The following is a 26,344-nucleotide window of genomic DNA, read 5'->3' on the forward strand; positions in this document are numbered from 1 at the left end:
CCCTTACGCTCCTAACATTAACATTAAGTCTTGCAATGCTCCATCGAGCACAACAAGCTCAGATCCATCAGCAACATCAAGTCCGCTGATGCTTTGCGCTTGAAGAAATCGAGTTTTTGGAATATTTCGCATGCTTTTAATAAAAAGATCTTGGCGAGCTACTCCTTCAAAAAGCTTTTCGGCATCTTGCTCATCAGCAAAGCTTTCACCTAAGAAAAGCACCTTGCGATCTTGAATCCCGATATTCTTGATGAAACCAGCCACCACTTTTGTCTTTGGAGATTCAATCTGAGCACCTTCCAAGACTCTTAATCGGCCCGCTTTAATTTTTTCAGCGATGAGAAAACGGATCGCTGCCCGCTTTTCCTTTTTATTAATACGCACGTGTTGGTCAAATTTTGGTTTTGGCCCAAAAACAACCCCTCCCCCTTTATACTGAGGAGCAGCAAGCGTTCCTTGCCTTGCACGTCCGGTCCCCTTCTGAGGATGAGGTTTCGCATTAGAATGATTGACTTCAGATCGCCCCTTAGTGCAAGCGGACCACTGTCTTTTATTATTGCGAATTGCCACGAGATAGTCTTTTAACATTTGCGAATTAATCGCAATGTCTAACAAGTCGTCCGCTAACTCAAGCTGACCAACTTCTTTCCCTGTAATGTCATATTTTTTTAATGTTGCCACCTGTCAATCTCCTCGCCTACTTTGAACCTTTAACAGCTTTTTTCATCCAGACGCTTGAACCGCGAGAACCGGGAACAGCACCCTTTAGAAGAATGACTTGTTTTTCAGGATCGATTTTTACAACTTTAAGGTTTTGAACTGTTTTTTGATCACACCCCATATGGCCCGGCATCTTCATCCCTGGGAACGTACGCCCCGGAGTTGTTCTCATCCCTGTGGATCCACCATGTCGGTGAAAACCGGAACCGTGAGCTGCAGGCCCCCCTCTATGACCATGACGCTTAATAACGCCTTGGAAACCTTTACCTTTAGAAATTCCCGTTACATCTAGAAATTCGCCTTCAGCAAAAAAATCAACACCCATCTCCTGTCCAACTTCATACTGAGAAGAATTTTCAACTCTTGACTCAAATAAATGACGACGGGGATCGATATTTATCTTTTCGAAATTTTTTAATTGAGGTTTTGCGAGGCGTCTTTTTTTAGAAGAACTTAATCTATCAGCCCCTAACTGGATTGCTGAATAGCCATCTTTTTCAATAGCTTTAATTTGAGTTACGACATTTGGTTCTGCTGAAATCACCGTACAGACAACAAGATTACCTTCGCCGTCAAAGACACGTGTCATTCCAATTTTTTTTCCCAAAATTCGGATCGAATGCTTAGATTCTGACATAAACTTTTTCCTTAAACTAGTATTCAATTCCCCATCTTAGAGGATTTGGTTCCTACAATCATAAAGAGCTTTATGAAGTGCCAGAGATTGTAGCTTAATTTTCACCAATTTGCAAGTGCAAATTTTTGTGAAACTGCGCTTTCTCTATAATTTCGACTTGATCGCTAGGTATCTTAAACCTATTGCGATTCAGGATTGAAATTAGGCTGACACTGAGCATAATCACTAGGATCACCGCTATTACCAACCACTCTTTTTTATAAAGAGTTCTCATCATTCACATATGAGTAAATTATGAGGGAAAGGTTAACTCTTTAATGAAAAAGAGTCAACCCTTTCTTAAAATTCGCAATTATTTCTTTGGAGCGCCCATAGCCTTGGCAGCAGTAGCGACAGCAGTAGCCGTAAAGAAAATCGGATAAGCAACGGTCAGAACAGCAGGAGCCCTACGCGCTATCAAATTTTGATTTGAAACCCATATCAAACAAACAGTTAACAGAGGCATAATTGTCGCCGCTACTAAAGAAACTAACTTCGCAACATTCACAACATGCTGCACTGCCCCTTTTGAATAAAGAGTACCCCCGGATACCGGCATTTTCTTGGAGCTCTCATCTACCAATATAGGATCGCTATCTTCAGTCAACGCAGTAGTGGGAACTGTCAAAACACTATAACAATAAGCAAGGCTGCTCACCCCTTCATTCCAGATAGATGGGTCACGACGATCCCCCTGTTTTGAAAAAAGGGCAGTTACACATAAATATAGATCAGCATGCGCACTAACCGCTTTTAGCGTCTTAATCGTTCCCAACCCATCAACTGTTAACGACCCCGCAGCGGGAATTAACCCATCCACAGCTACATATGTCTTTGCAAAACCATTGGCAATCTCGACTGCTGAATGGAATAATTTGGAAAACTCCAATTTCCCATGAAGAGCACTATCTTTAGTTGTTTCTTGAAACGACTGAATAATAAAAACAGATGCCGCAGAAAGGACCGAATTTGCCTCAGATAGGGCTTTTTGAAAGTCACTTAATGTAGCAATATGCTTGAGTGCATCACAGACAGGCTTAGCTCCGGCTCCAACCCACCAATTTAAATAATAAGGAACTATTCGCGCCCAAGTATTTTTTGTATCATTAATCAGCGCATGACTACCTTGAGAAACAGCGTCAGAAACAGACATAGGAAACCTCTTATTTTATAAGCTAAATAGGAGGAATTATAATTTGAGAAACATTATATGTAAAGAAATTATTAATTTTTTTAGCTCATTTAGACTAAAAAGATTAATTTTTTTTGAGAAAAGCCGGCATAAAACTGAGGCACATCAACTCTTTTTTTTCCCTCTAATTGGAGCGCTAAAATAGAGAGCGCGCCATGGCCACAAGCTATGATTAAAGATTTTTTTGAAAATTCTAAAATTTTCCCGGGAACTTCTTGAATAAATCGGTCATGGATTTTGGATAAATAAATTTTTATGCGGGTTTTGACCCCATCAATTTCAGCATCTAAATAAGTAGCGGGTTTTGGGGTTAACGCTCGAATCCTATGATGCAAATCAGGCGCTGCCTGTCTTAAATCCAAACGCGAATCCTCAGGCTTAATTTTAGGGGCTTTAGTGACCTCCGTAAGATCTTGAGACCTTGGTTTAAGCGCATCTCGCTTGCACTCCTCAATAACCTTAACAACTTCTGTCTTAGCTAATTGATTAAGCATTCTCTCAATATCGGGAAATGTTAAATCCTCAGAAATATGACATGAACTTTGACTTAAAATCGCCCCGGCATCCATTTCAGGATTCATTTGCATAATTGTAATCCCCATCTGCGCTTCTCCTGCCATAATAGCTCGTTGGATCGGCGCTGCCCCACGGTATTTGGGCAACAAAGACGTATGGATATTAATGGGGTATAAGCGAGGCACCCGAAGCAGCTCCTCACTGAGAATCTCCCCATAACCCACAACAATAAATAGATCGGGATTTAAACTTTTTAAGGCTGAAATCGTCTCCAAAGTCGACGCCTTTTCCGGCTGAAAAAGAGGGATAGGTAGATTTTTTTCTAAATACAGAATTTTAACGGCAGATGGCTGCGGCTGACTAGAACGCCCTTTAGGACGATCCGGCATTGTGACAACAGCCACAATATCAATATTTTTTTCTAATAAATGCAGAAGAATGTCTGCTGAAAAATTAGGGGTTCCAAAAAAAACAACTCTCATCTGATGCAGACCGGGCTAGCGCTTTGTCATATTTAAATTTACGGGTAGATTAGTTTTAGATTTTCGCCTCGCTCTGAATTTTTGGCGACGCGACATAATGGAGTCATTAGCCAAGGAGCCGAAAAGATAGCCAAGATACCCTAAACTCTAATATTGACAGAGCACTAAGTATTTGCCAACTCTTCTTTTAATTCTTCTACTTCGTCTTTGTTTTTTTGGGTAATCCCGGCAAAACCAATCAAACCTCTTTTCGTATTTTCACAAAAATCAATCCAATCTAGTAAATAACGATTGGCCGAACTAAAATTCTTTAGCTGCTCAATCACTTCAGACAATTTAAGCCCTGATCGGTAGGTCACTTTAAAGGCTTTTGTCAATTCCATTCGATCTTCAAGCGCAAAACCTCTACGCTTAAGACCCACTAAATTTAATCCCCCCACTTCATAAGGAGAGCCCGCTCCGATTGTAAAAGGGGGAATATCATGTGTAACGCGGCTAAAACCACCCACCATCGCATAGCGGCCAATGCGAACAAATTGATGAACAGGTGTCATTCCACCAATATTAGCATAATCCCCTACCTCAACATGCCCGGCAAGCATAGAATTATTTGCCATAATAACGTGATTCCCCAAGATGCAATTATGAGCTATATGACAGTAGGCCATAATTAAACAGTGATCTCCAACGACAACTTCTGAATTTTCATTGCAAGACGAATTAATTGTCACAAACTCGCGAATCTCACAATTTTTCCCGATTTTGACAAATGTTTTTTCACCCTTAAATTTAAGATCTTGTGTTTTTGTCCCAATACTTGCACTCGGCCAAATCACAGTACCGCTTCCGATCGTTGTATACCCATCAATATACGCATGAGATTTGATCGTAACATTATCTTCTAGGGTTACCGTCCCTTTAACAATAACATAAGGTTCAATTGTCACATTATTTCCGATTTTAGCACCGGCCTCAATAATCGCTGTTGGGTGTATATTCGACATGCAAATTCATCTTTTATGTTTTAAATTTTTCTATTTTATCCTGCAGGCAAAGCAAGATTTTTATTTATTTTGTCATTTCCTGACTGAGTTGAGAACGTTCAACAAACCCGAATCCAATTTCAACTTCTGCAACAACTCGATCTTGCACACGCGCTTGTGCTTTAACCCTTCCGCCTCTTGAAGCAAAATGAAGCCCTTGCACATGCATAAACAACACATCTCCGGGCAATATCGTTTTGCGAAACTTTGCATTATTTACACTCATTAAAACGGCAATTTTATCATGATATCCTTTCTCATGAATTAAAATACCCCCTGTTTGAGCAAGCGCCTCAGTCACTAAAACCCCGGGCATAATCGGAGCAAAAGGGAAATGTCCATTGAAAAATTGCTCATTCATTGTGATGTTTTTTTGCCCCACAATGTAATTTTTTTCCAAATCTAAATGCACAATGCGATCCACTAATAAAAAAGGATAGCGATGGGGAAGCATTCTCATAATTGCATGATGATCAAAAACAATACGCTCTTTTGAAAACTCATCGTCCATTATTCACACTCAATCTGGTCAAAATATTGTCGTAACTCCCGAGCAAATGCAGCATTCGATGCATGGCCTGAACGCACAGCAAACACGTGGGCAGTAAAGGGAAATCCAACGAGAAATAAATCGCCCACTAAATCGAGAATTTTGTGACGAACCATTTCATTGGGAAAGCGCAATCCCTCCGGATTGAGCACATCCCTTCCTTTAATAATCACCCCGTTATCCAAACTCCCACCTTTGATCAACCCCTTTTCCAACAACGGAGTCACTTCCTCAAAAAGTGAAAATGTTCTGGATGAAGCGATCTGTGCATCAAAGCCTTCAGGAGTGATCGCAAGTGAATAAAATTGAGCATCTAAAAGAGGATGCCCGGGATAACTCAAAGTATAACTAATTCTATATTCCTCACATGGAATCGCCACTAAATGAATCCCCCCCTTAGTCCAATAAATAGGCTTCGTAAGGGGCATAATCTGAACAAGCTCATCTTGGGATCCAATCCCAACTCGCTTAATTTGATCGACAAAATAACGGGCACTCCCATCAGCAGCCGGAATTTCAGGCCCATTAACTTCAATTAACGCATTATCAATATTATGGGCTCTCAATGCCGCTAAAATGTGCTCTACCGTTTGTATATTTGCTCCTTGACAACTCAGTATCGTGCAGCGCGGGGTGTCATCAACATATTCGACAAGCGCAGGAATTGTGGGCTGAGAAGGCAGATCAATTCGTTTAAAGACAATACCATGCCCCGTTTCGGCAGGATATACTGTCATTCTAACGGGAACACCTGTAAATAAGCCGATTCCATCAACAACAAACGAATTAGCAATCGTACATTGATTTCGAGTCGATGGAAGGTGCGCCAGTAATTCAGATGGAGTGTAAGTATATGAGGACAACAAAGAAAACCTCATTCAAGCAACCTTGGTATCGCTTATCTCAAATAACGCGATTATTTTTTAATAAGCATCATCGGATTTATATCTCTAGTTTATTTCCTCCTCCTCATTGGGAAGTGGAACCAAAATTAGAGATTTTTTCTAGGAATTTAACGAACTCTTGTTTTTTTGAGCAAGCCTTATTTTTAAGGAGATCATGTGGATTAAGATAAATGCGATTGATACAATTACGATCAGCCAATCCCCCACTTTGGCATATAAAGTCGGATAGGTATAATCGCGTAGCTCAATCATTGCAATATCTTTGATCATCTTCCCACATTCATCGCGATCCCCCAAAAGAGCTTCCACTCGACCAAAACTGTTGATTGCGCCGCTGAACCCCGTATTTGAAGCTCTAATTTGTGGGATGCCCATTTCAACCGATCGCAAACGGGCGTGATTAAAATGCTGCCGAGGCAATTTTGAGCGAGGAAACCAACCATCATTCGTTAAATTCACAAATAATTCAGCGCCCTTACTCCTATTTTCTCTCATAAGATGGCCAAAACACTCTTCATAACAAATGGATACGCCTATTTTTTTCTTGCCTTCCAAAATAATTGCACCCTCACCGGGAGTAAAAAAATCGCCTATTCCATAGTGACCGGCAATTTTAGCAAAACCTTTGAATGGCAAATATTCGGCAATAGGAACAAGCACACGCTTAATATAACGCTGAATGTTTTCTCGATTCGGCGAAAAAAGAAATGCGGCATTATAATGCTGATTCAGCTTCGCGTCACTGTCATCAAATCCCATAATAATATCTGCCGAGAAAAAATTAGACAGCCACTGCCCAATGAAAGCGTTTGAAACATATTGATCTGAATCAAACATCTTTGCAAAACGCTGATCCTCCATTGACGGAAGAGCGTCTAAAACCCTTTCACCAAAATTTTTAACCATCAAATGACCGATCTCATCTAGCAAATAAACGGATGAAAATAAGTCAAAAAGACTAACCGACTCCGGGAAAACAATCATATCTACAGGAGACTTTATTCGCTTGCTTAGCAATTGAAAATGCGCATCCCATTGAAGAATAGGATGCATAAAAGAGTCGGGATACAGGCCAAAAGGCATTTTTTCTTCGACGCCAAGCCCTGTTTGAACTGCTGCAAGACGAATGGACGGCGATTTTTTTTGTTGTATCTCATGGGTAACCCAATGGAGTGTTCCCACTAAAAAAGGAAGAAACGCCGCAATAGACCACAAATAAAATCGCTTTAATGAAAGGCTCTTTAAAAACCTAAAAAAAAGCAAATTAATCGCCATGACAAGGAATGACAACCCATAGACCCCCGCGTAAGACGCAAGCTGAAGAAGCGAAACACTCCATGTCATAGAAAGACCAACGGGATTCCATACATACCCGGCCATAAAAAACAATCGAGCCCACTCAAAAAGCGTCCACATCCCGGCCAGCGCAAGCAACTTGGGCCACCGCATAGGCCCTTTGACAACAAGGGCAAAAAGACCAAATTGGGAACTGATTAAACCGAGTAAAATGAAATAGGCAACGACAATAAAGGGGCCATGAAAGGTTGTCGTAGCAAACCAAGAAAATAAAATGGCTTGCGATAAAGCATACCAACCAAATGCAGCCCAAAATGTCGTTTTTCGACTAAAGCTCTCTATTTGTGAAAAAAATAAACCGTATAAAAAAATTGAAGAGCAAAAAGATAAAAAAGGAGACTGTATTGGGTCGGAAAAACCAATGAGCAAGGCAGAGGAAATACTGATAAAAGTCCTTTTGACTCTATCGTGCGTTGAATCGCTAATCCTCGTTTGTAGCTGCTGTTTGCAAAAAGTCCAGATGTTCACGATTTAAAATTCTTTTTATTTTTTGCAGTGCGACAATCAATAATATTCCACCTATTATTGATAAACTTTGCATAAATTGCTCTAACAAAATTTCTTTCCGGTATCCCTCAGCCATCCAAAAATAATGTGTAAAAAAATTATTTATCAATAAATAGATTGATAAAATAGAAACCGCCAGACGATCTTTCCATGAAATTAATAACATGAAACCACATACGAGCTGCAAAACTATACCTAAAATAATTAGCTGCATCGTGAAAGGCAATATCGATTCGGCAATGCGGTCTAATCCGGGAACATCCGATACAAAGACATGCCAATTAATGACATCACCTATGAAATTTTTTTCCGTCATTGACCAGTTTATTATCTGATTCCCCCCTCTCCAAATAAAAAAAACTGCAATCAACGCTTTCCCCATTAATTCGAGTAGTTTATCAAAGCGATGCATTCCCTATCTCCTTTTCCATATCGTTATTTCATTTATAACCTAAATAACGGGTTTATACACAAATGAATTTAAACTCGACTTTGCAACTTTTTAGGCCCGCCTGCCTCATCTATTTGCTCTCGGGCGTTCGACCTATGGTCAAACTGGGAGATTATTAAAACCGGGAAGGGGTAAAAAACCCCTTCCCGGTTTTAATAACTCCCCCGAAAACAAATATCTCGAGGCCTTCGGGCCCAAAAAGTTGCAAAGTCGAGTTAAATATTTACTCTATAGACAGAGGGCATCATTTATGCTATATTACTCCCCTATTCACGTCTGAATTTAGATATTGGGAATATACCGACTCCCTAAAGCTTAAGTTCATCTGTGTTATCCTATAGGGGGAAGCATGAATCCATTTAGAAAGCATCACGCACTAGCCATCTTAAATGAATATGCCCTTGAAAAGGGGCCCCTTGATCTTTTTTTAATGCAATATTTCAAAAACCACCGTGCAATAGGCTCCAAAGACCGTAAAGAAATTTTTTCAACTATTTACCACCTCTACCGCCATCTTTCTCTTATCGACTACCGCATTGACGATCGCCCCATCACTTGGGAAAAACGCCTTGAGGCTCTATCAAGCGAAACCCTCTCCTCAGAATCAACCCCTGCACACATTAAAGCCAGCTTTCCAAAAGAACTCTTCCAGCTTTTAGAAAAGGGCTACGGGACTCAAAAGGCAAGCGATATTTGCAGCGTTTTAAATGAACAAGCACCCATCACTTTGAGAGCTAACCTACTTAAAACGAATCGAGAAGATCTAATTCAAGCGCTTTCTAAGTCCATGCCCTTATCACCCTGTCTTTATTCTAAAGCAGGCATTCACTTAAAGGAGCGCGCGCTTTTATTTAGTCTCAAAGAATTCAAACAAGGTCTTTTTGAAGTCCAAGATGAGGCCTCACAACTCGCAGCAGAATTGGCTGCAGTCCAACCGGGTGAACATGTTTTGGATTATTGCGCCGGCGCAGGAGGAAAAACCCTGGCAATGGCCCCCAACATGAAAGGCAAGGGACAGCTTTATCTCTATGACGTGCGAAAAGAAGCCCTGGCTCAAGCTAAAAAACGCCTTAAAAGAGCCGGAATTCAAAATGCACAAATCATCCCGCCCCAATCTAAGCGATTAAATTCATTGAAGGGCAATATGGATTGCGTCTTTGTGGATGCACCTTGTTCCGGGACAGGAACCCTGCGAAGAAATCCGGAGCAAAAATGGAAGTTTTCTTCCCAAATGCTCCAAGAATTGATGACCAAACAACAGGATATATTTGAAGAAGCCCTTAAGTTTTTAAAACCCAAGGGCCGTATTATTTATGCGACCTGCAGCATTTTAAAAGAAGAAAATGAACAGCAAGCCGCTTTTTTTATGGAAAAATATGGCTTAAAAACGATAGCAACTCCATTTCAAGTCCTACCTAAATCCGATAAAATGGATGGCTTTTATGCGATTGCTTTCAGCTATAAATAAATATTCACAGCACCCCCTACTTGCTTAAGAAAGAACTATTTTGTTAAACTGACCGCAATTTATACATGGATTCTTGAGATAACACATGAAAAATTTAGTGACGCTTCTTGCTTTTTGCTTATTAACCACTTGGCCTCTTGCGGCTACATCTCCCAATTCGCGCTCGTTTCTCAGCATGAGTGAGGAGAGTCAAATTATTATTAATAACAGGCCCCTTGCCAGGGTCAATGGCAAAACATTTTCTCTAATGGATGTGGTCACTAAAATGAATATCTTTTTAGAAACCAACTATCCTCAGATTTTTGAAGATAAAATGGCCCTTTTTCAATTCTACAAGAATAATTGGGAATCACAACTCAAGGAACTTGTTGAAAATGAACTGATTCTAGCTGATGCAGATGAAAAAATTGAAGTGACGGAAGCGGAAATTCGACAAGAAATGCAAGAACGATATGGAACGAACATGCTCGCTCACTTAGACGCACTTAATATGACTTTAGAAGATGCTAAGGAGCGTATTAAAAACGAAGTTATTATCCGCAAAATGACTTGGTTTAAAGCTTACTCTAAAGCTGTTCAACAAATTACTCCGGGCCTTATTAAAGAATCATATCAATCCCATCTCAGCCAATTCCAAGGCAAAGAAAATTGGATATATGATGTTTTAACGCTCCGAGGAAAAAATGAGTCGGCGATGGAAGAGCTCGCTAACCTTGCACATACGCTGCTAGATGAGTCTCATCTTTCCTTAGATGACGTGGTCAAACAAATTAATTCAACAGCTCAAGAAAAGCAGTGTGATATTATTGCTTCCGTTTCCTTAGATAACAATGGGGAATCAAAAAAAATTGCACAACAACACCTCGATATTCTATCGCAACTCAATATCGGTGCCGTTAGCCAGCCGGTAAAACAAGGCACGCGATCGGGAGGAATGGTCCAACGCATCTTTAAATTAAAATCACATGAAAAAGATGTCCCGGAACCTTTTGAAAAACTCGCTTCTCACTTCCACGATCGTTTAACGGAGTTTCAGGCGAGCAAAGAGCGCTCTACCTACATTGAAAACTTGAAAGCCAAATTTCATTACGCTGAAGATGAAGAGCATTTCAAATTACCGGATTCATATGAGCCTTTTATACTTCTATGAACGCACCGGCCCCTTTTGCAAAACGCGCACTCTCACAGAATTTTTTGATTGATTCCAATATCATTCATAAAATCATTAGGGCCGTTGATTTGCAAGCAGCTGACCATATCCTTGAAATTGGCCCGGGACGGGGTGCCCTAACCTTCAAAATTGCACCTGCGGTTCAGCATTTCACCGCTATTGAAAAAGATTCAACCCTTATTCAACAGCTCGATTATAAAGCGAATATGGACCTGATCGAAGCGGATTTTTTAACCTTTGATTTAACCTTATTGACTGAAAAAGCCCCCCTTAAACTCATCTCCAACCTCCCCTATAATATCTCGACGAAAGCCGTTAAAAAGATAGCGCTTTACAAACATCTTTTTAGCTCCGTTTATTTAATGGTTCAGAATGAATTTGCAGATAAACTCATCTCAAAGCCCTCTTCATCTCTATCAGCACTTGCACAGTATCATTTTGATATCCATAAACTCTTCACAATCTCACCTTATTGTTTTTGTCCCAAACCAAACGTCACTTCTGCCTTCATCTCTCTTATTCCCAACCGGCGCTCTATTAGCGAATCACAATGCCTTTTTTTCACCCACTGTTTTGAAGGGAAAAGAAAGCAGCTCTTTAATATTCTCAAAACTCATTATTCAGAGAAACTCCTCCATAGAGCCTGGCTTGAATTAAATTTACCGACTCAGATTAGAATCGAAGAACTCACTCCTCTACAAATCCAAAGCCTTTACGCCATCGTATCCACCCACCCATCAGAAATAGAGCCATCACACTAATAACCCAAAAATCAATCCTTTCATAAACAACTTTGTTGATCCGCCTCACAGCATAAAGCGGAACTTCACGCTCAATCTGATCTGCAATAATCACTTGGAGTACCCCTACCTCTTGATGAAGTCGAATGGGTAATTTTAATTTCTTATTGAGCTTTAGTTGAAATGAAATTTCAGGTGATTCCGACAAATAATATTCAATTTCAATATCTTCTTTTGGCAAGAACTCAAGGCGTTTCGTTTTATAAAAATTTTTTATAAACAGAGGGTCCGAATGAGCGTTAAACAAGACCCTTTTCAGAGGTTTTTCTTCAAAGGCCCTTGAAAACATCTCTATGGCATCGTGATAGCGAAAATTATGTTCTTTGGAAGCATATAAACTCGCAATTAAATGACGCCCTCCCTCCGTAGCTGAAGCGAGAAGACAATATTGACCTCCGGATGTATACCCTGTTTTCAGACCAATTGCCTTAGCATACTGCAAACGGCCATCAGCAATCAGCTTATTCCCCTGCGCAACCCGCATCACACCCTGCTTATTCGTTTTGGGGCGCTCATACTCCTTCTTTGCCACAATCTCTCGAATCAACGGATTTTGCATTGCCTTTCGAGCGACTACGGCCATATCATAAGCCGTAGTGATTTGACTGGGATGATGAAGACCATGAGGATTGCATAAATGGGTATGTCGGCAACCGATCTTTTTCAAAAAAATATTCATTTCCTCCATAAATTTAGAAATGCTCTCACCCCCTAAATGATAAGCCATCACATTTGCCGCATCATTTCCCGAGGAGAGAAGTAATCCATGCAAAAGCATTCGATAGGAAAGTTCCTCATTCGGAAGAATAAAGAAATGCGTCCCATCTGTTTGTAAAATATAAGGAGGGAGTTCATTCAAATGAGCAAATTTATAGGAGGGACTTACTTTTTTTAAAACTTCGGAAGGGGCACAAATCATTTTATCTAAGCTTTGATCTTGTAATTTTTCCAATACAAATAAGGCCGTTGCAATTTTAATTGTCGAACCGGGGTACATTGACTCATGGGCTCTTTTTTGGTATAGAATACACCCATTATCCGCATTCATTAAGACGGCATAGCGCGATTGAATATTTAAAGGAAGTGTTTGACCACATAAACTATTCAAAAAAATAAAAGAAAAAAACAAAAACGAATAAAGCCACATTCTAATCCCCATCGGCACTCTCCTATTTAAACTCGACTTTGCAACTTGGCCCCCGCTCATTATTTTTCAAAAAATAAAAAAAAAACAAAAGTAGAATTTCTCTAGGAATCCAAGGCTTTTGAACAAATTTCCCACTTAAAAATCAACAAAACCTCTTTGAAAAAAAAATAGGCGTTATTATTAAGGGGATTTAACCCGCTTTTCCTAAAAGAGCCTAGGCTAATAAAGAGATTTCGGTTTTCAAATCATTAGATGCCCTAATATCTTTAAAACCAAGTGCTCCGGAAGAAAAAGCTTTTATATTGTCACTAACCTCTTATTCTTAGATTGATAGAACAAAAATATAGTTATAATCAAAGTCTTTTAAGATAAGAAAGGGGTTTTTGGCAATATCATCAATTAGGTATTTAGCAGACTTGATCAAAGGAACTTAGATGATTAATCCCACTAAACTCGAACAAGCTTATGAAGAGTTCATGAAAGATCTATCTAAATGGGCCCCGGATGGAATTATAGACGTTGATATATTCTTGTTAAAGCAACTCGGTTTGTTACATCATAACGATGATGATGAAAAAATACTGCAAAGTCAATTCCCTTTTTATTTTCACGTCATCGAAACCGATGATAAAGTCACACTTTTCAACAATCAGTTTGTCGTATGGATTGTGCCCCAAATGGTCGATGAGGTCCCTATTACTCTGACATTAATTGCACTCATCGGAAATAATGAAAAGCCCCATTTGGAAATGTTATTTTCTACTTCCGGTATCTATAATACTCCCAAGTGCGTTCTAAAAGTTCTCCGCTATTACTTAACTGAAGTTATTGACACTGAACAAGTCATTGACTCTATCGGCAATAACAGCGAAGAACTCTAGCTCGATTTTGTAAGTGGGGATATTTTTTAATCACTCCCGGTACAACAACTCAATTTCCGGCCATATTCTTACGCAAAATGAGATGATTTTCCATACCTAATCTCTCATATCTAACTTCATCCATGATCCGATTCGTTAAATAAATCCCTAATCCTCCCTCCTCAATTTCTTCAATCTTATCCGATGTGGGCTCTCTTGGCATCAACATGGTAGGATCAAATTTATCACCCCAATCTGTAATTTCAATCTGAAGGTGGTTAGGATCTTCTTGCCACAATTCAATTTCTATTGGCCCACTCTTTTCGTGATAGGCGTAATTCATAATATTCACTGCCATTTCTTCAACGGCTAATTCAATTTGTTTTTTGCTTTTATATTTCGAAAAACAATCATTTAAAAATACATGGACAAAATCAATAATCCCCTGCAAATCTTCCGTATTAGCATGAAATCTCTTTGTTATTTTATTCTCTTCCACGGCCACCCTATTTGATCAAAGATTTTTATTTTGGTATATACCGAAATAAGTTGAAGAATTGGTTTTTATCTTCGCCGGCATCCTCGACTTTTTACCCTTAATTTTTTGACCTATCTTCAATAGGATCAAAAAATTAAGCCGGCTAAAGCCTGATAAAAATTCGAAGCGCCATCAAAGCTAAAATCCCAATTTTTCAACTCATTTCGGTATATATCATTTCAAAAAAAAGATCACTCTTGAAATTGAGAACTTATTTGCTTACAACACCTAAGGCAACATTGATGGAAGTGATAATTTTCGAGGCAAGTTTTTGATAAAGGGGCATTTTAGAAATTGATTGGGCATCTTGCTCAGCATCAAGTTGACCCAGTGAAGTATTCAAAACCGTTTGCTGCCTACCCATAGCATCGCTGTAAGCTAAGTCGTGATAGGAAAGAGAATCAACATAGTTATAGTGAATCGATTCCTCAACTTCAAAAGGATCGATCAACTTTTTTCCGGAAGATTGATCAATTAATGTGACACGAACACGGATCATTTGACGGCTTTCTGTTGGCGAAAGATGATTTGTTAAGGCATCCGTTTGATCATTTGTTTGATATTGATAACCAATTTCCCTGTGGTCTTGATCGAGAATTTGAACGGCTAATAAGGCTCTTGCATCCCGATTTTGAAATGTTAAGAGTGGACTTTGATTGACCTCATGAATAAGCGCTTCCGTTAAAATCCCTTTAACATCCCCCCGAATAAATGGGACTGTAATCGATGTAATATCTTGAGACTTAACAAATTGATAACCACAGCCGGAAAAAAAGAGAGAAAAAAAACACACGAAAATCAATCCCTTTATCGTTGAACCGGAGCGAAAAAGAGGATTCGATAAGATGATGGATTTATCCAATGGCATTAAATCGTTAATTCTTCAGGATGCTTAGAATGCTTTCGTAAATGATCGATCCGCTCTTGCGCTATTGTTGCATATCCCGTCGTGGGATATTTTTGAAGAATACTAACGTAATAGAGAAAAGCTGCTCTTTCTTTCTTTTTCTTTTCAAAGAATTTTCCCATGTCAAAAAGCTCTTGCGCAAAGCGCTCTTTCATCTTTTGCAGCATAGCGCGGATTGTAGAAATCCTTGTCTCTCCGGGAAAGTCTTGTTCAAACTTACGCAAATTAATCTCAGCCAGTTCAATAAAATTGGGGTCGGGAAATTCTTCTTTGCACTGCAATAAATACGTTTCGGCAATAGCAACATAACTTTCAGGAGCTAAAGGATTTTTAGGGAAGCGACGAATCAGCATTTGGTAACTATCAACTGCTTCCTTGAATGAAGCAAATTCAGCGAGTAATTTCCCCTTTTGAAATAAGGACTGAGCCGCTAGATCATTCCGAGGAAGCGTTGTAATGACCTCATCGTAAATCTTAATTGCATCTTCCTTACCGGAAAGCAATTTAGGAGAATGTCTCCCACCAAACAGGCGTTTTTTTTCTCCTGATTGGAATTTGCGGGCAATTTCAAATTTATGGTGAATGGCATCTTCAAAATGCTTTAAATTAGAGTAATTATTGAGATAGCTGGACAAAGCCTCGTTGGCCAAATGGTACTCTTGCAAATTATAAAATGAAATCGCCTGAGTATACAGAGTTTCTTGGACGAAAAGAGACTTTGGATATTCCTTAAGGAGCAATATGCTATTGTCAATTACTGTTTTATAATCGTGATCTTCATAAGCTTTCATCACAAAGCCATAATAATCTTGAGGTTTTAATCTTTTTTCTTCCATCCGTTGAAGTGATTCGCGTTTCGCATCGAGGTAAGTTCGAGCCTCGATCACAGATGTCGCAGAAGATAAAAGAACAAAAAAAGATAAAATTTGAATTGTTTTCTTATTCATAGATAAAAATTAGCCTTTGAAGATCGCCACTACTATCGCGTCACTTCCCTCAAGTTAAGCAAAAAGTCTCTTTTTTACCCGAACAATGAGAGATGACGATGTATACCGCTCGTGATTCAAGAGTTATTTTTTTTGTCGCCGGCTTCTAAAAATTCCAACTCTTGACTCACTCCCGGCATACTAGAATACCAGAGTTTAGCATAAGATCGACTTTAATGCCAAACGCGAAAATCATAGCAAATGCAAAAAAATAACTTCATATAAACCCAAAATTAACGTTCAACAGACCGGCAAAAACTCTCTTGTTCCAGCAGTTGAACTAAGCTGTCTTCGCCATTGACACCAAAGCCGGCATCAATCTCAATCGAGCTGATTAATTTTTCCTTTGAAAAGAAGTCTACATTCACCTTCCTAGCCCCTGCATGCTGTCTCAAAATTTTCTTTAGTTGTATGACACCCGTCAATTGCATTTGGTCAATATCAATCCGTATAATTACGGGATTCTCATCTTCTTTCATTTTGTTGCTCTCTTGCTTTTGTGACGAAAAGCTTTTTCCTTGCCTTTTCCCCCTGCTCATCTCTTGTTGAGATTGAGTAAGGGCCTGCTCATACGCTGCATCAAGTTGATTCTTAATTTCTTCTGTTAATTGGGTCAAATCTTCTAAAGATTTACACTGAATACGGGGTGGGCTTTCCCTTGCATCGACTAGGAGCACTGCTGCTAAAATATTATTTTCAACAAGCAAATGACTATATCTTTCATAATGATCCGACCAAAAAAAGAGTTCATAATTGTGATTTTCATCGCTAATCGTCGAAATCGCAAATTTTTTACCCGATTTCTGGGAAATTTTGACTGTAGCGGTTTCTAAAATAAACGCCGTTTTAACAGGGTAAATACTATTTTCTGTCCCCCCCTGATCGATGGGGATTGCTCCAATAAGCTCCATCTCCTTTCGGCATTCCTTGAGAGGGTGCCCCGTGAGATAAAATCCCAATAACTCCTTTTCTCTTTGAAGAGTATAAAGGCGAGATCTAGGCTCAAAATCGATTGTATCATCACCCATCGCGACGACTTCATTCCCCGAGGAAAATAGATCCAAAACACCTTTTGCTTTCTCTTTTTGAAATCCCACAACGCGATCATAGTGATAATGCAAAATAGCCAGGAGATGAGCGCGATCTTTTTGAGTATAATCAAAACACCCCGCTTCGATTAAACACTCAATAATTTTCTTACCGACTTTCCTTGAATCTAGCCTTTCAATAAACTCGATGAGCGTTGCAAAAGACCCATTTAACTCTCTTTCAGCAACAATTGCTTCAACAACACCCTCCCCAACACCTTTTATGGCAGACATAGCAAAACGAATGCCTTGAGGTGTCGCAACAAATTGAGCTCTTGACTCATTGACATCGGGGGAGAGGATCGCAATATGCATTGCTTGACATTCGCGAATATGTTTTGAAATTTTCGCTAGATCAACCATATCGCACGTCATCAGCGCAGCCATCCACTCCCTTGGATAATTGGCCTTAAGATAGGCCGTTACATAGCTTAAATAGCCATAGGCCGTCGCATGGGACTTGTTAAAACCATAGGAGGCAAATTTCTCGACCTTGTTAAATATCTGGAGCGCGAGCTTTTCATCAATTCCCTTCTTTTGGGCCCCCTCACTAAACTTTTTCTCCTCTTGCTTCATGACAACATGATCTTTTTTACCCATTGCCTTGCGCAATACATCCCCTTCTCCAAGACTGTAACCGGCTAAAGTTTGGGCAATTTGCATCACTTGCTCTTGGTAAACGATGATGCCATACGTCTCCATGAGGATATCTTTCATCCATGGATGATCATTCTCAATTTGCTCTTGTCCATGCTTACGCTTAATAAATGACGGGATCATTTCCATAGGCCCCGGTCGATAGAGGGCTCCCACCGCAATAATCTCTTCAAATCGATCGATATGAAGTTGTTTAGCTAGATCCTGCATCCCTGCAGATTCAAGCTGAAATACCCCCGAAGTCTTCCCTTGATTAAGTAGATCAAATGTTTTTCTGTCATCTAATTGTAAATTGACCCAATCAATTTTAGTGCCTTGCGAAATTTCAATGGCATCAACGGTCTTTTGAATCGATGTCAATGTTTTAAGTCCTAAAAAGTCAATTTTCAACATCCCAACCATTTCTACAGGCTTCATTGCAAATTGGGTTGCTGCCAACTCTGAATCTTTTGCATTACAAATAGGAATATGGTCTGTGAGTGGATCACCGCAAATAATCAGCCCTGCTGCATGAATCCCCGTATTTCGAATCGTCCCTTCCAGCTTCAAACCATAATCAATAATTTGAGTCGCATCTCGATCACTTTCATACATGCGTTTGAAATCGGGATCGATTTGCAAAGCCTTTTCAATCGTTATGTTGAGATCATCAGGAACGAGTTTAGCAATTTCATTGACCTTTGCCAAAGGCACATTGAGAACCCGGCCAATATCTTTAATTGCCATTTTCGCTTTCATCGTACCAAACGTGATAATCTGAGCGACTTTGTCCTTTCCATATTTGCTAAGTGTATACTCAATCACATCCGATCTTCTTTCCATGCAGATATCAACATCAATATCAGGATAAGAGATCCTTTCAGGATTGATAAATCGCTCAAAGAAGAGGTGGAATCGCAGAGGTTCGATGTCAGTTACCCCTATTAAGTATAAAATAATTGAACCTGCTCCCGATCCACGCCCGGGGCCAACGGGAATATGATTGCGTTTAGCCCAAGCAATAAAATCATGAACAATCAATAAATAATCGCACATCCCTTTAGAAGCAATAATCTCAAATTCGTACTCAAATCGCTCCTTAACCACATCCATAGGATCTTTATCGGGATAGATTTCCTTAACCTTTTTTAATTTATCCTCCGTATAGCGATGAGGCATCCCCTTTTCAGAAAGATCTCTTAAGTATTTTTCAGCCTCTTTTTGCCTTTGCTCTGCCGTATATTTTTTCCCTTCTAATGTAGGAGGCAGGAATACGGGATAAAATTTCTTCGAAAGATCAAATGAAACATCACATTTTTCTGCAATGAGTTGTGTATTTTCAATCGCCTCCGGCAGATCTTTAAATAGCTCCGCCATTGCATCATGCGATTTAAAATAGTACTCATGGGAAAATAGAACTCTTCTTTTAGGATTTTTGATTTTTCCTCTTCGGTTCCCCATGTGATCAATATCCCAAATCTCACACGTCTCCCCTGACTGGATATTCATTAAAATTTCATGGACTTTCCAATCTTCTCTTTCCAAATATTGAATGTCATTTGTCGCTACAAGCGGGATGTTGAACTCACTAGATAACGCCTTCAGTACCCCGATTGCTTTTTCTTGCTTCTCAATGAGCATTTCATACTCTCTAAGAAGCCAAGGCTCTTGATTGATTTCGTCTGCCCTAATCCACTCTTCCTTCATAGGGTGACGTTGAATCTCAAAATAAAAATCCTCTTTGAATAATGCTTGGAACCAAGAAATTTCTTCCCTTGCCTGCTTCATTTGATCATCGCAAATGAGCATAGGAATTTTTCCCCTGATCGGTCCTGAAAGGCAAATTAAGCCTTCAGCATACTGCGTCAAAATATCCTTATCAATGCGCGGCGTATAATAAAACCCCTCCAAATAAGCGATGGATGAAATCTTACATAAATTGCGATAGCCAATTTCATTTTTCGCAAGTAAAACAATAGGGTGCCCGGGTGGCTGTCCATATTGCTTTTTTTTATCGAGACGACTTCCCGGAGCGACCATCATTTCAATGCCAATAATGGGTTTTATCCCTACAGATTTACACCCTTTATAAAAATCAACAACACCAAACATATTGCAATGATCTGTCAAAGCTAAAGCTGAAAGGCCCTGCTCAGCAGCTTTTGCAATTAAATCTTTAATAGAATTTGTTGCGTTGAGGATACTATATTGAGAATGGACATGTAGAGGAATCCAAGGCTTCATTTTGACAGTGCTCCAATTCGACTGAATCCTTAAAAATACATGATCAAAGAAAAAACGGATAGTCTTTATGGCTGTTTAAGCCACTTTCCCTTCAGTAGAGATGATCTCATCTCGTGATCTAACAGACCAAAGGGGCAATAAGATCAGCACCGAAATACAGGCACAGGCTCCAAGAACCAGGAAGAAGCCGCCCCACCCCCATTTTGTAGCAATCACCCCAAAAGGGTAAGCGCTAAAGGCTGCGCCGAAATAACCAAACCATCCGGCAAACCCCGTAGCTGTCCCCGCAGCTTTTTTATGAGAGAGCTCCGCCGCGGCCATTCCAATCAGCATTTGAGGACCAAAAATCAAGAAACCAATAAAAAAGATAGAAACCGATGCAACGAGATAGTTGCTGTTTGGAATGATCCAAAGAAGCCCTAGTGCAAAAGTAACAAATAAACTAAATAGCACATTAACCGGACCACGGCGGGAAGCAAATAGGCGATCCGAAATCAGTCCTGCAATGACGCTACCGAATAACCCACCGATCTCAAACCAAAAAATAGCTCCACCTGCGCTGATCAGGGAGTGCCCTTTTTGCTCCATGAGATAGAGTTGCCCCCAATCGTTAATTGCGGTCCTAATAGCATAAATGAAAAAATATCCAAAAGCTAAAATCCATAGAAATTTATTAGCAAGGACATACTTAAATAAAATTTCCTTTGTAGATAGCTCGCGCTCCCTATCCTCTTCAGAACCCGATACCGCCTCATTCTTGTGCTCCTCAATCGGAGGAAGCCCAAGGGATTGGGGTGTATCGCGTAGAGTAATCGCAAGATAGACTCCCCCTAATAGGCAGATAACCCCGGGAACGTACATCGCCATTCGCCACCCAAAAAGCGTTGCGATCAAGGGTCCCATTAAAATACTGAGCCCGCCTCCTACATTATGAGAGGTATTCCAAATGCCCCACCATCCGCCTCTTTCAGAGCGGGCATACCAATGGGTCAACAAACGAGCGCAAGGAGGCCACCCCCATCCCTGGAAAAGACCGTTAAGGCCCCAGAAAAGGCAGAAAAACATTAAAGAAGAAGATAAACCAAAGAAAATATTTAATAGACCGGTAGCCATCAATCCGATGGCCATAAAAAATCTTGGATTGGAGCGATCACCAATGATCCCGCTCAAAAATTTACTTAACCCGTAGGCAATATATAAGATGGAACCAAAAATACCCACATCTGCCTTTGTCCATTGAAACTCAATCATTAACGCCGGCAATACAAAGGTCAAACTCTTTCTTGTAAGATAGAAAAAAGCATATCCAAGATACATGCCAAAGAAAATACGAAGCCGCCAATAGCGATATTTTTTCCTAACTTCCTCTTGATCCTGAATGAGACCAATATGATTCGCTGCTTTAAATACGCTGAACATAACTTCTCTTTATCACACAAAAAAACAACAATTTTATATAACAAAAGTGAGTCTGTCAACCTCTTTTATCCCTGAAGCATCCTATATACACACGAACTCTCTATAGTATGCCGCTCGTGATTCAAGATATACCGCTCGTCATTCAAGAGTTGGTTTTTTTGTCGCCGGCATCCCCGCTTGGTCGATTTACCTCACCTCTGCCTATTGTCAATAGCGCATCGGTTCGGTAAAGGGCCTTCGGCCCGATCGACCATCGGTATAGCCGGCTTCTAAAAATTCCAACTCTTGAATCACTCCCGGTATAATAATATTTGAAAATAAATTAAATTATTTATTTACTGTAAAAAAGAATAAACCTATTTTTATGACAGATTTTAATACAAGCTTAACGAATAATCAGTTCTCATCTTTTTTTAATATGGACGCCGATCCCACCTCCACTATAGAAGAAAAAGGCGCATCAAAATTAGTAAAATTAGAGAAAAACAAACAGTTTTCTGCCGTTCTTCTTGCATTTATTAAGCAAAAAATCAACGAACTGGAAGATGAAGTCGACCTAATGGAAACCATCTTCATCGCCGATAATGTGATTCAACATCTGAAAAATCTACGCACCTTATTTCGGATCCTTCAAGAAGAAAATTTATCCCAAAGCTTGGATTATGCCCTAAAATTATCCAAGGCTTGGAATGGCATCCTTAATTACCAAACATTAGCAACATCAAAAGAAATGCGAGCCGATGCTTATGAAAAAATCACTAAACTCGTCGAATTATTTGCTCGATTCCCTACAGCTGATGAACATGCCCTGGGACATTATTTAGCAAACTATGCCGGTGAAAATTGGCTTCCGTTCCCATTCATGGGCATCTTGAATGATTTATATGAGGAAAACCTGCAAAATGCAAAACGATCCAACTTAGCCATACTGATCAAAATGATCAGTAATATTTTGGAATCCTTTCAAATACCGCATACATGAGTTAAAAAATTCCAACTCCCGAATCACTCTCGGTATATACGTATTTCTTGTAATTATGCCTCATTGCAGCTAATATTTACGATTAAACAAATAAAATGTTGATCGATATGAGTTATCAAATCCCAAAAGGCTTATTTGACATCCTTCCCGCCTTTCAATCACCTAATGACTTATGGCGCACTAGTGATTACTGGCATTATGTTGAAACAAAACTTAGATATCTTGCCTCTTTATACGGTTATAGTGAAATACGCACCCCCATTTTTGAAAAAACAGAACTATTTACACGCAGTGTTGGGGACACTTCCGATATCGTTTTTAAAGAAATGTATACTTTTGAGGATAAGGGCAAGCGCTCAATGACCCTTCGCCCTGAAGGAACGGCGCCTGTTATGAGGGCTCTGATAGAAAGCAGATCTCTTCATGAAACTCCTTATCAAAAACTCTTCTACTTCGGACCATTTTTTCGATATGATCGGCCTCAAGCAGGGCGCTATCGTCAATTTCATCAATTTGGGGTAGAAAGCATCGGGATTCCCGATCCGGAGCAAGATGCAGAAACGATTGCATTCTTATATCATTGTTTTGAATCCCTTGGCATTCGCAATCTCGTATTACGACTCAATTCAATCGGAAATCAAGCATCGCGATCGGAATATTGCAAAGCACTTAAATCTTATTTAGAACCCCACAAATCCCACTTATCTGAAGACTCACAAGCCCGCTTAGAAGCTAATCCTCTACGCATTCTTGATTCTAAAGATTTGAACGACATTGAAATCATCAAAAAGGCCCCTTCAATTCTAGATTGTTTAGATTCAGATAGCGCAGCGCATTTTTCTAGACTCCAACAACTTTTAAATGAACTTCGAATCCCCTTTAAAATTGAACACAACCTCGTTCGAGGACTTGATTATTATAATAAAACGGTTTTTGAATTCACCACTGAATCTCTTGGAGCCCAAAATACGATTGGAGCCGGAGGGCGCTACGACGGACTGATTGAAAAATTAGGCGGCGCTCAGCTGCCGGCGATTGGTTTTGCTGTTGGCATTGAACGACTCCTTCAAATTTTAATCGAAGAACCCTCTCTACTGCCACCTCTTACGGGGCCTATGCTTCTATTACTGCCAATGGGAGATGACGCAAAAACAAAAGTTTTGTCTCTTTCTTCAGTACTTAGAAAGCACAACGTTCCTACTGAGATCTTTTTTAAAAGCAAAAAAGTTCAGAAAGCACTTCAACATGCAGAAAAAATAAAGGCTCAATTTTTTGGAGTTCTTGGCGAAGATGAAATCAAAAATCAATCGATTAAAATCAAACATCTGTCAACAAGAGATGAAACACTTGTGCCGTTTGATCAACTGCCCAATTTTTTTGAACGGAGACCAAATTACGGGCAAAGTTGAGTAAATATACCGAAATGAGTTGAAGAATTGGGGTTTTAGCTTTGATGGCGCTTCGAATTTTTATCAGGCTTAGCCGGCTTAATTTTTTGATCCTATTGAAGATAGGTCAAAAAAATTAAGGGTAAAAAGTCGAAGATGCCGGCGAAGATAAAAACCAATTCTTCAATTTATTTCGGTATAACCTCCCATTAATTGCCTCTTTTGCCTGACACAGCTTGCACTCAAATTCTATTCCTAGTAAAATCTAGTACTTTCGCTCTATTTAGGAGAAATTCATGCATAAAAACAAACTTTTTCAGTCTATCTTCGTTTTTTTTAGCTTTATGACGATGGCTTTAGTTCAACCAACTTTTGCTGAAGAAAACGAACAGTCCTTACAAAATCTCGATTTAAACCAAGTTTCAGAATCTTTTGGTCACTTGATTAAAAAAAATATCGAATCCTTAGGTTTAGATTTTGACGTCAATTTAATTATTAAAGGCATTCAAGATTCAATCGCAGGAAAAGAACCTCCTCTTAATGAAAACGATTGCGTTCAAGCTATTTCACTCATCCAAGAAAATGCCTTCCACAAACAATCTAAAATTAACCTTCAATTAGCTGAAGACTTTCTCGCAAAAAATCGGTTAAATAACAATGTTATTGAACTTGAAGATGGGAAGTTACAATATGAAATCGAACAATTAGGATATGGTGAATCTGTTCAAGAAGATGATAATCCCACCATCCGTTACTCAGGTGAATTTGCCGATGGGAATATCTTTGCCTCATCTAATAATGACGAAGTCATTTCTCTCCAGGATATGATTCCGGGACTAGCAAGAGTCATTATTGGAATGAAAGAAGGGGAAAAAAGAGTCGCCTATCTTCATCCTGAATTAGCATATGGTGAGTCAGGCTATCTTCCACCTAACTCACTCCTCAAATTTCATATTGAAGTCATCAAAGCGAATACACCCATTGCTGATGCAGACACACAAGCTGCAGTAGACCAATCTCTGGAAGAACTCGCGAGCCAAGAAGGAGAAGAGGCACTTCGCTAAGAGTGTATCTTTACCATTTTTAAGGCATTCTCATTTATATTTGGGGATGCCTTTTTCATTAAATCTCCATTAAGAACTCTATGGAAATTATATTATATCAACCTCAAATCCCCGCAAATACGGGAAATATCATTCGAACATGCCGCGTTATCGGAGCAAAGCTCACACTCATCGCCCCGCTTGGATTTGATATATCTGAAAAAGCGCTTAGAAGAGCAAGACTTGATTACGCCAGTGAAGTCGATATGACAATAGCCTCTTCGCTTGACGACGCCCTTGCCAAGAAAAATAGCCATTCTGTCTATTTTTTATCGAGTAAAGCAAAACGATCGTTCTATGAAAACAACTATCCGGAAAATGTGTGTTTAGTTTTTGGGAATGAAACAAGCGGCCTACCGGAATCGATAATGGAAAAGTATCACTCGCAACTCGTCAAGTTACCTATGCAAAATGACGTACGATGCCTCAACTTATCCAATGCCGTTGCTATTGCATCATATGAAGTTTTGAGACAACATAACTTTGCATTTAATAACTCAGCTCACGTCGACTCTACAATTTTTTAAAGCCGCTTGCCTTGTCTATTTGTCCTTAAACCCTCGACCAAAGTCAAGCTGAGAGTCTATTAAAGATGAGGAGTAATAAACTCTTTGATTTTAGCTGCATCTCTTAAGCCGACAAGACGAGCCACTTCTTTCCCATTTTTAATCAATACAATTGTTGGAACTGAAGTCACATCAAATTGTGCAGCTGTTTTTTGACAATGATCAACATCCACCTTAATAAAATTCAGCTTTCCTTTCATATCTGTTGCAACTTCTTCTAGAACAGGTGTCAACATGCGACATGGGCCACACCAGTCAGCGAAAAAATCTACTAACGAGATTCCGGATTGAACTTTCCCTGTAAATTCTTCATCTGTTACAGGATGTATTAGATCACTTTGTGCCATGGTTTCCTCCGTTATATTATAGGGTAGATTAACTGAAAATTGCTTTATAAGCAATTAGCTTTGTATTTGCTTGTCACAGAGCGATTCATTAAAATTTAGGGCGTCTTCACCTATTCTTTTAGCTCTTTATCTAATGACTCACCTGCAATCCTCAATTTATACATACTGTAATCGCGCTCGCTCTTAAAGGCGAAGTGTAAAGTGGTTGCTCCTAAAAAACGGAGTAGTTATAAAACTCTCCAATCAGAACCGAGGTTAAAACCTCAAAACTATAGGAGCAACCAATGAGCCATTAT

General features: G+C 39.5%; 24 protein-coding genes. 8 read left to right on the plus strand and 16 right to left on the minus strand.

Translation table 11 applies throughout. The features are described from left to right. Positions 1-3: 3 nt before the first annotated feature. The 9 genes from rplD to K9M07_01520 form a co-directional block, all read right to left on the minus strand. Entirely contained in the window at positions 4-681 is a 678-nt protein-coding gene (rplD, locus tag K9M07_01480; protein MCF7851893.1) for a 50S ribosomal protein L4, read from the minus strand. A 16-nt stretch (positions 682-697) separates the two neighbouring features. Beyond that, positions 698-1,357 (minus strand): 50S ribosomal protein L3, encoded by a 660-nt coding sequence (gene rplC, locus K9M07_01485; GenBank protein ID MCF7851894.1) that lies wholly within the window; start codon positions 1,355-1,357, stop codon positions 698-700. Positions 1,358-1,709: 352 nt separating this feature from the next. After that, the gene (locus K9M07_01490) at positions 1,710-2,549 is read right to left on the minus strand and encodes a hypothetical protein (protein MCF7851895.1); all 840 of its coding nucleotides are present in this window, start codon (positions 2,547-2,549) and stop codon (positions 1,710-1,712) included. Between the two features lie 89 nt (positions 2,550-2,638). After that, complete coding sequence (gene fmt, locus K9M07_01495) at positions 2,639-3,586, minus strand: methionyl-tRNA formyltransferase (protein ID MCF7851896.1); 948 nt, start codon at positions 3,584-3,586, stop codon at positions 2,639-2,641. Between the two features lie 164 nt (positions 3,587-3,750). Next, entirely contained in the window at positions 3,751-4,590 is an 840-nt protein-coding gene (gene lpxA, locus K9M07_01500; GenBank protein MCF7851897.1) for an acyl-ACP--UDP-N-acetylglucosamine O-acyltransferase, read from the minus strand. Positions 4,591-4,654: 64 nt separating this feature from the next. Beyond that, the gene (gene fabZ / locus K9M07_01505; GenBank protein ID MCF7851898.1) at positions 4,655-5,140 is read right to left on the minus strand and encodes a 3-hydroxyacyl-ACP dehydratase FabZ; all 486 of its coding nucleotides are present in this window, start codon (positions 5,138-5,140) and stop codon (positions 4,655-4,657) included. Then, complete coding sequence (lpxC, locus tag K9M07_01510; GenBank protein MCF7851899.1) at positions 5,140-6,057, minus strand: UDP-3-O-acyl-N-acetylglucosamine deacetylase; 918 nt, start codon at positions 6,055-6,057, stop codon at positions 5,140-5,142. Before lpxC ends, fabZ begins: the two co-directional genes overlap by 1 nt. 126 nt (positions 6,058-6,183) lie before the next feature. Further along, entirely contained in the window at positions 6,184-7,908 is a 1,725-nt protein-coding gene (gene lnt / locus K9M07_01515; protein MCF7851900.1) for an apolipoprotein N-acyltransferase, read from the minus strand. Beyond that, positions 7,862-8,359: a hypothetical protein gene (locus tag K9M07_01520; GenBank protein MCF7851901.1), complete on the minus strand. Its 498-nt coding sequence runs from the start codon at positions 8,357-8,359 to the stop codon at positions 7,862-7,864. Before K9M07_01520 ends, lnt begins: the two co-directional genes overlap by 47 nt. A 388-nt stretch (positions 8,360-8,747) precedes the next feature. Between K9M07_01520 and K9M07_01525 the strand changes: the two genes are divergently transcribed. From K9M07_01525 to rsmA, 3 genes are all read left to right on the plus strand, one after another. Further along, entirely contained in the window at positions 8,748-9,866 is a 1,119-nt protein-coding gene (locus K9M07_01525) for an RsmB/NOP family class I SAM-dependent RNA methyltransferase (protein ID MCF7851902.1), read from the plus strand. Positions 9,867-9,951: 85 nt separating this feature from the next. After that, positions 9,952-11,016 (plus strand): hypothetical protein, encoded by a 1,065-nt coding sequence (locus K9M07_01530; protein ID MCF7851903.1) that lies wholly within the window; start codon positions 9,952-9,954, stop codon positions 11,014-11,016. After that, positions 11,013-11,798, plus strand: coding sequence for a 16S rRNA (adenine(1518)-N(6)/adenine(1519)-N(6))-dimethyltransferase RsmA (gene rsmA, locus K9M07_01535; protein MCF7851904.1), 786 nt, complete (start codon positions 11,013-11,015; stop codon positions 11,796-11,798). Before K9M07_01530 ends, rsmA begins: the two co-directional genes overlap by 4 nt. On the opposite strand, the gene K9M07_01540 is transcribed toward rsmA, so the two are convergent. Beyond that, positions 11,725-12,984, minus strand: coding sequence for a serine hydrolase (locus tag K9M07_01540; GenBank protein ID MCF7851905.1), 1,260 nt, complete (start codon positions 12,982-12,984; stop codon positions 11,725-11,727). The two genes, rsmA and K9M07_01540, sit on opposite strands and share 74 nt — an antisense overlap. A 434-nt stretch (positions 12,985-13,418) precedes the next feature. Here K9M07_01540 and K9M07_01545 point away from each other — a divergent pair, with 434 nt between their 5' ends. Next, complete coding sequence (locus K9M07_01545) at positions 13,419-13,865, plus strand: hypothetical protein (protein MCF7851906.1); 447 nt, start codon at positions 13,419-13,421, stop codon at positions 13,863-13,865. A gap of 49 nt (positions 13,866-13,914) precedes the next feature. Here K9M07_01545 and K9M07_01550 read toward each other — a convergent pair whose 3' ends face one another. From K9M07_01550 to pgtP, 5 genes are all read right to left on the minus strand, one after another. After that, positions 13,915-14,343, minus strand: coding sequence for an ATP-binding protein (locus K9M07_01550; GenBank protein MCF7851907.1), 429 nt, complete (start codon positions 14,341-14,343; stop codon positions 13,915-13,917). A 250-nt stretch (positions 14,344-14,593) separates the two neighbouring features. Further along, entirely contained in the window at positions 14,594-15,175 is a 582-nt protein-coding gene (locus K9M07_01555) for a hypothetical protein (protein ID MCF7851908.1), read from the minus strand. 74 nt (positions 15,176-15,249) lie between these two features. After that, positions 15,250-16,236, minus strand: coding sequence for an outer membrane protein assembly factor BamD (gene bamD / locus K9M07_01560; protein MCF7851909.1), 987 nt, complete (start codon positions 16,234-16,236; stop codon positions 15,250-15,252). A gap of 272 nt (positions 16,237-16,508) precedes the next feature. Further along, complete coding sequence (gene dnaE / locus K9M07_01565) at positions 16,509-20,243, minus strand: DNA polymerase III subunit alpha (GenBank protein MCF7851910.1); 3,735 nt, start codon at positions 20,241-20,243, stop codon at positions 16,509-16,511. Between the two features lie 75 nt (positions 20,244-20,318). After that, a complete protein-coding gene (gene pgtP, locus K9M07_01570) occupies positions 20,319-21,662 on the minus strand; it encodes a phosphoglycerate transporter protein PgtP (protein MCF7851911.1) in 1,344 nt (447 codons plus the stop codon). A 364-nt stretch (positions 21,663-22,026) separates the two neighbouring features. Between pgtP and K9M07_01575 the strand changes: the two genes are divergently transcribed. From K9M07_01575 to K9M07_01590, 4 genes are all read left to right on the plus strand, one after another. Then, complete coding sequence (locus K9M07_01575) at positions 22,027-22,644, plus strand: hypothetical protein (GenBank protein ID MCF7851912.1); 618 nt, start codon at positions 22,027-22,029, stop codon at positions 22,642-22,644. A 107-nt stretch (positions 22,645-22,751) separates the two neighbouring features. Next, positions 22,752-24,053 (plus strand): histidine--tRNA ligase, encoded by a 1,302-nt coding sequence (gene hisS / locus K9M07_01580; protein ID MCF7851913.1) that lies wholly within the window; start codon positions 22,752-22,754, stop codon positions 24,051-24,053. Between the two features lie 275 nt (positions 24,054-24,328). Continuing rightward, the gene (locus tag K9M07_01585; GenBank protein ID MCF7851914.1) at positions 24,329-25,096 is read left to right on the plus strand and encodes an FKBP-type peptidyl-prolyl cis-trans isomerase; all 768 of its coding nucleotides are present in this window, start codon (positions 24,329-24,331) and stop codon (positions 25,094-25,096) included. 80 nt (positions 25,097-25,176) lie between these two features. Beyond that, positions 25,177-25,662, plus strand: a complete 486-nt coding sequence (locus K9M07_01590) for a tRNA (cytidine(34)-2'-O)-methyltransferase (protein MCF7851915.1) — start codon at positions 25,177-25,179, stop codon at positions 25,660-25,662. Between the two features lie 59 nt (positions 25,663-25,721). Here K9M07_01590 and trxA read toward each other — a convergent pair whose 3' ends face one another. Further along, positions 25,722-26,048, minus strand: coding sequence for a thioredoxin (trxA, locus tag K9M07_01595; GenBank protein ID MCF7851916.1), 327 nt, complete (start codon positions 26,046-26,048; stop codon positions 25,722-25,724). Positions 26,049-26,344: the final 296 nt, after the last annotated feature.

The sequence above is a fragment of the Simkaniaceae bacterium genome (assembly GCA_021734805.1).
GTDB lineage: Bacteria > Chlamydiota > Chlamydiia > Chlamydiales > JACRBE01 > Amphritriteisimkania.

Bases quoted from the DNA above. Each gene is read 5' to 3' on its own strand.
- rplC (MCF7851894.1), bottom strand. From the start codon at position 1,357: ATGTCAGAATCTAAGCATTCGATCCGAATTTTGGGAAAAAAAATTGGA.
- K9M07_01490 (MCF7851895.1), bottom strand. From the start codon at position 2,549: ATGTCTGTTTCTGACGCTGTTTCTCAAGGTAGTCATGCGCTGATTAAT.
- fmt (MCF7851896.1), bottom strand. From the start codon at position 3,586: ATGAGAGTTGTTTTTTTTGGAACCCCTAATTTTTCAGCAGACATTCTT.
- lpxA (MCF7851897.1), bottom strand. From the start codon at position 4,590: ATGTCGAATATACACCCAACAGCGATTATTGAGGCCGGTGCTAAAATC.
- fabZ (MCF7851898.1), bottom strand. From the start codon at position 5,140: ATGGACGATGAGTTTTCAAAAGAGCGTATTGTTTTTGATCATCATGCA.
- lpxC (MCF7851899.1), bottom strand. From the start codon at position 6,057: ATGAGGTTTTCTTTGTTGTCCTCATATACTTACACTCCATCTGAATTA.
- K9M07_01520 (MCF7851901.1), bottom strand. From the start codon at position 8,359: ATGCATCGCTTTGATAAACTACTCGAATTAATGGGGAAAGCGTTGATT.
- K9M07_01525 (MCF7851902.1), top strand. From the start codon at position 8,748: ATGAATCCATTTAGAAAGCATCACGCACTAGCCATCTTAAATGAATAT.
- K9M07_01530 (MCF7851903.1), top strand. From the start codon at position 9,952: ATGAAAAATTTAGTGACGCTTCTTGCTTTTTGCTTATTAACCACTTGG.
- rsmA (MCF7851904.1), top strand. From the start codon at position 11,013: ATGAACGCACCGGCCCCTTTTGCAAAACGCGCACTCTCACAGAATTTT.
- K9M07_01540 (MCF7851905.1), bottom strand. From the start codon at position 12,984: ATGTGGCTTTATTCGTTTTTGTTTTTTTCTTTTATTTTTTTGAATAGT.
- K9M07_01545 (MCF7851906.1), top strand. From the start codon at position 13,419: ATGATTAATCCCACTAAACTCGAACAAGCTTATGAAGAGTTCATGAAA.
- bamD (MCF7851909.1), bottom strand. From the start codon at position 16,236: ATGAATAAGAAAACAATTCAAATTTTATCTTTTTTTGTTCTTTTATCT.
- dnaE (MCF7851910.1), bottom strand. From the start codon at position 20,243: ATGAAGCCTTGGATTCCTCTACATGTCCATTCTCAATATAGTATCCTC.
- pgtP (MCF7851911.1), bottom strand. From the start codon at position 21,662: ATGTTCAGCGTATTTAAAGCAGCGAATCATATTGGTCTCATTCAGGAT.
- K9M07_01575 (MCF7851912.1), top strand. From the start codon at position 22,027: ATGACAGATTTTAATACAAGCTTAACGAATAATCAGTTCTCATCTTTT.
- hisS (MCF7851913.1), top strand. From the start codon at position 22,752: ATGAGTTATCAAATCCCAAAAGGCTTATTTGACATCCTTCCCGCCTTT.
- K9M07_01585 (MCF7851914.1), top strand. From the start codon at position 24,329: ATGCATAAAAACAAACTTTTTCAGTCTATCTTCGTTTTTTTTAGCTTT.
- K9M07_01590 (MCF7851915.1), top strand. From the start codon at position 25,177: ATGGAAATTATATTATATCAACCTCAAATCCCCGCAAATACGGGAAAT.
- trxA (MCF7851916.1), bottom strand. From the start codon at position 26,048: ATGGCACAAAGTGATCTAATACATCCTGTAACAGATGAAGAATTTACA.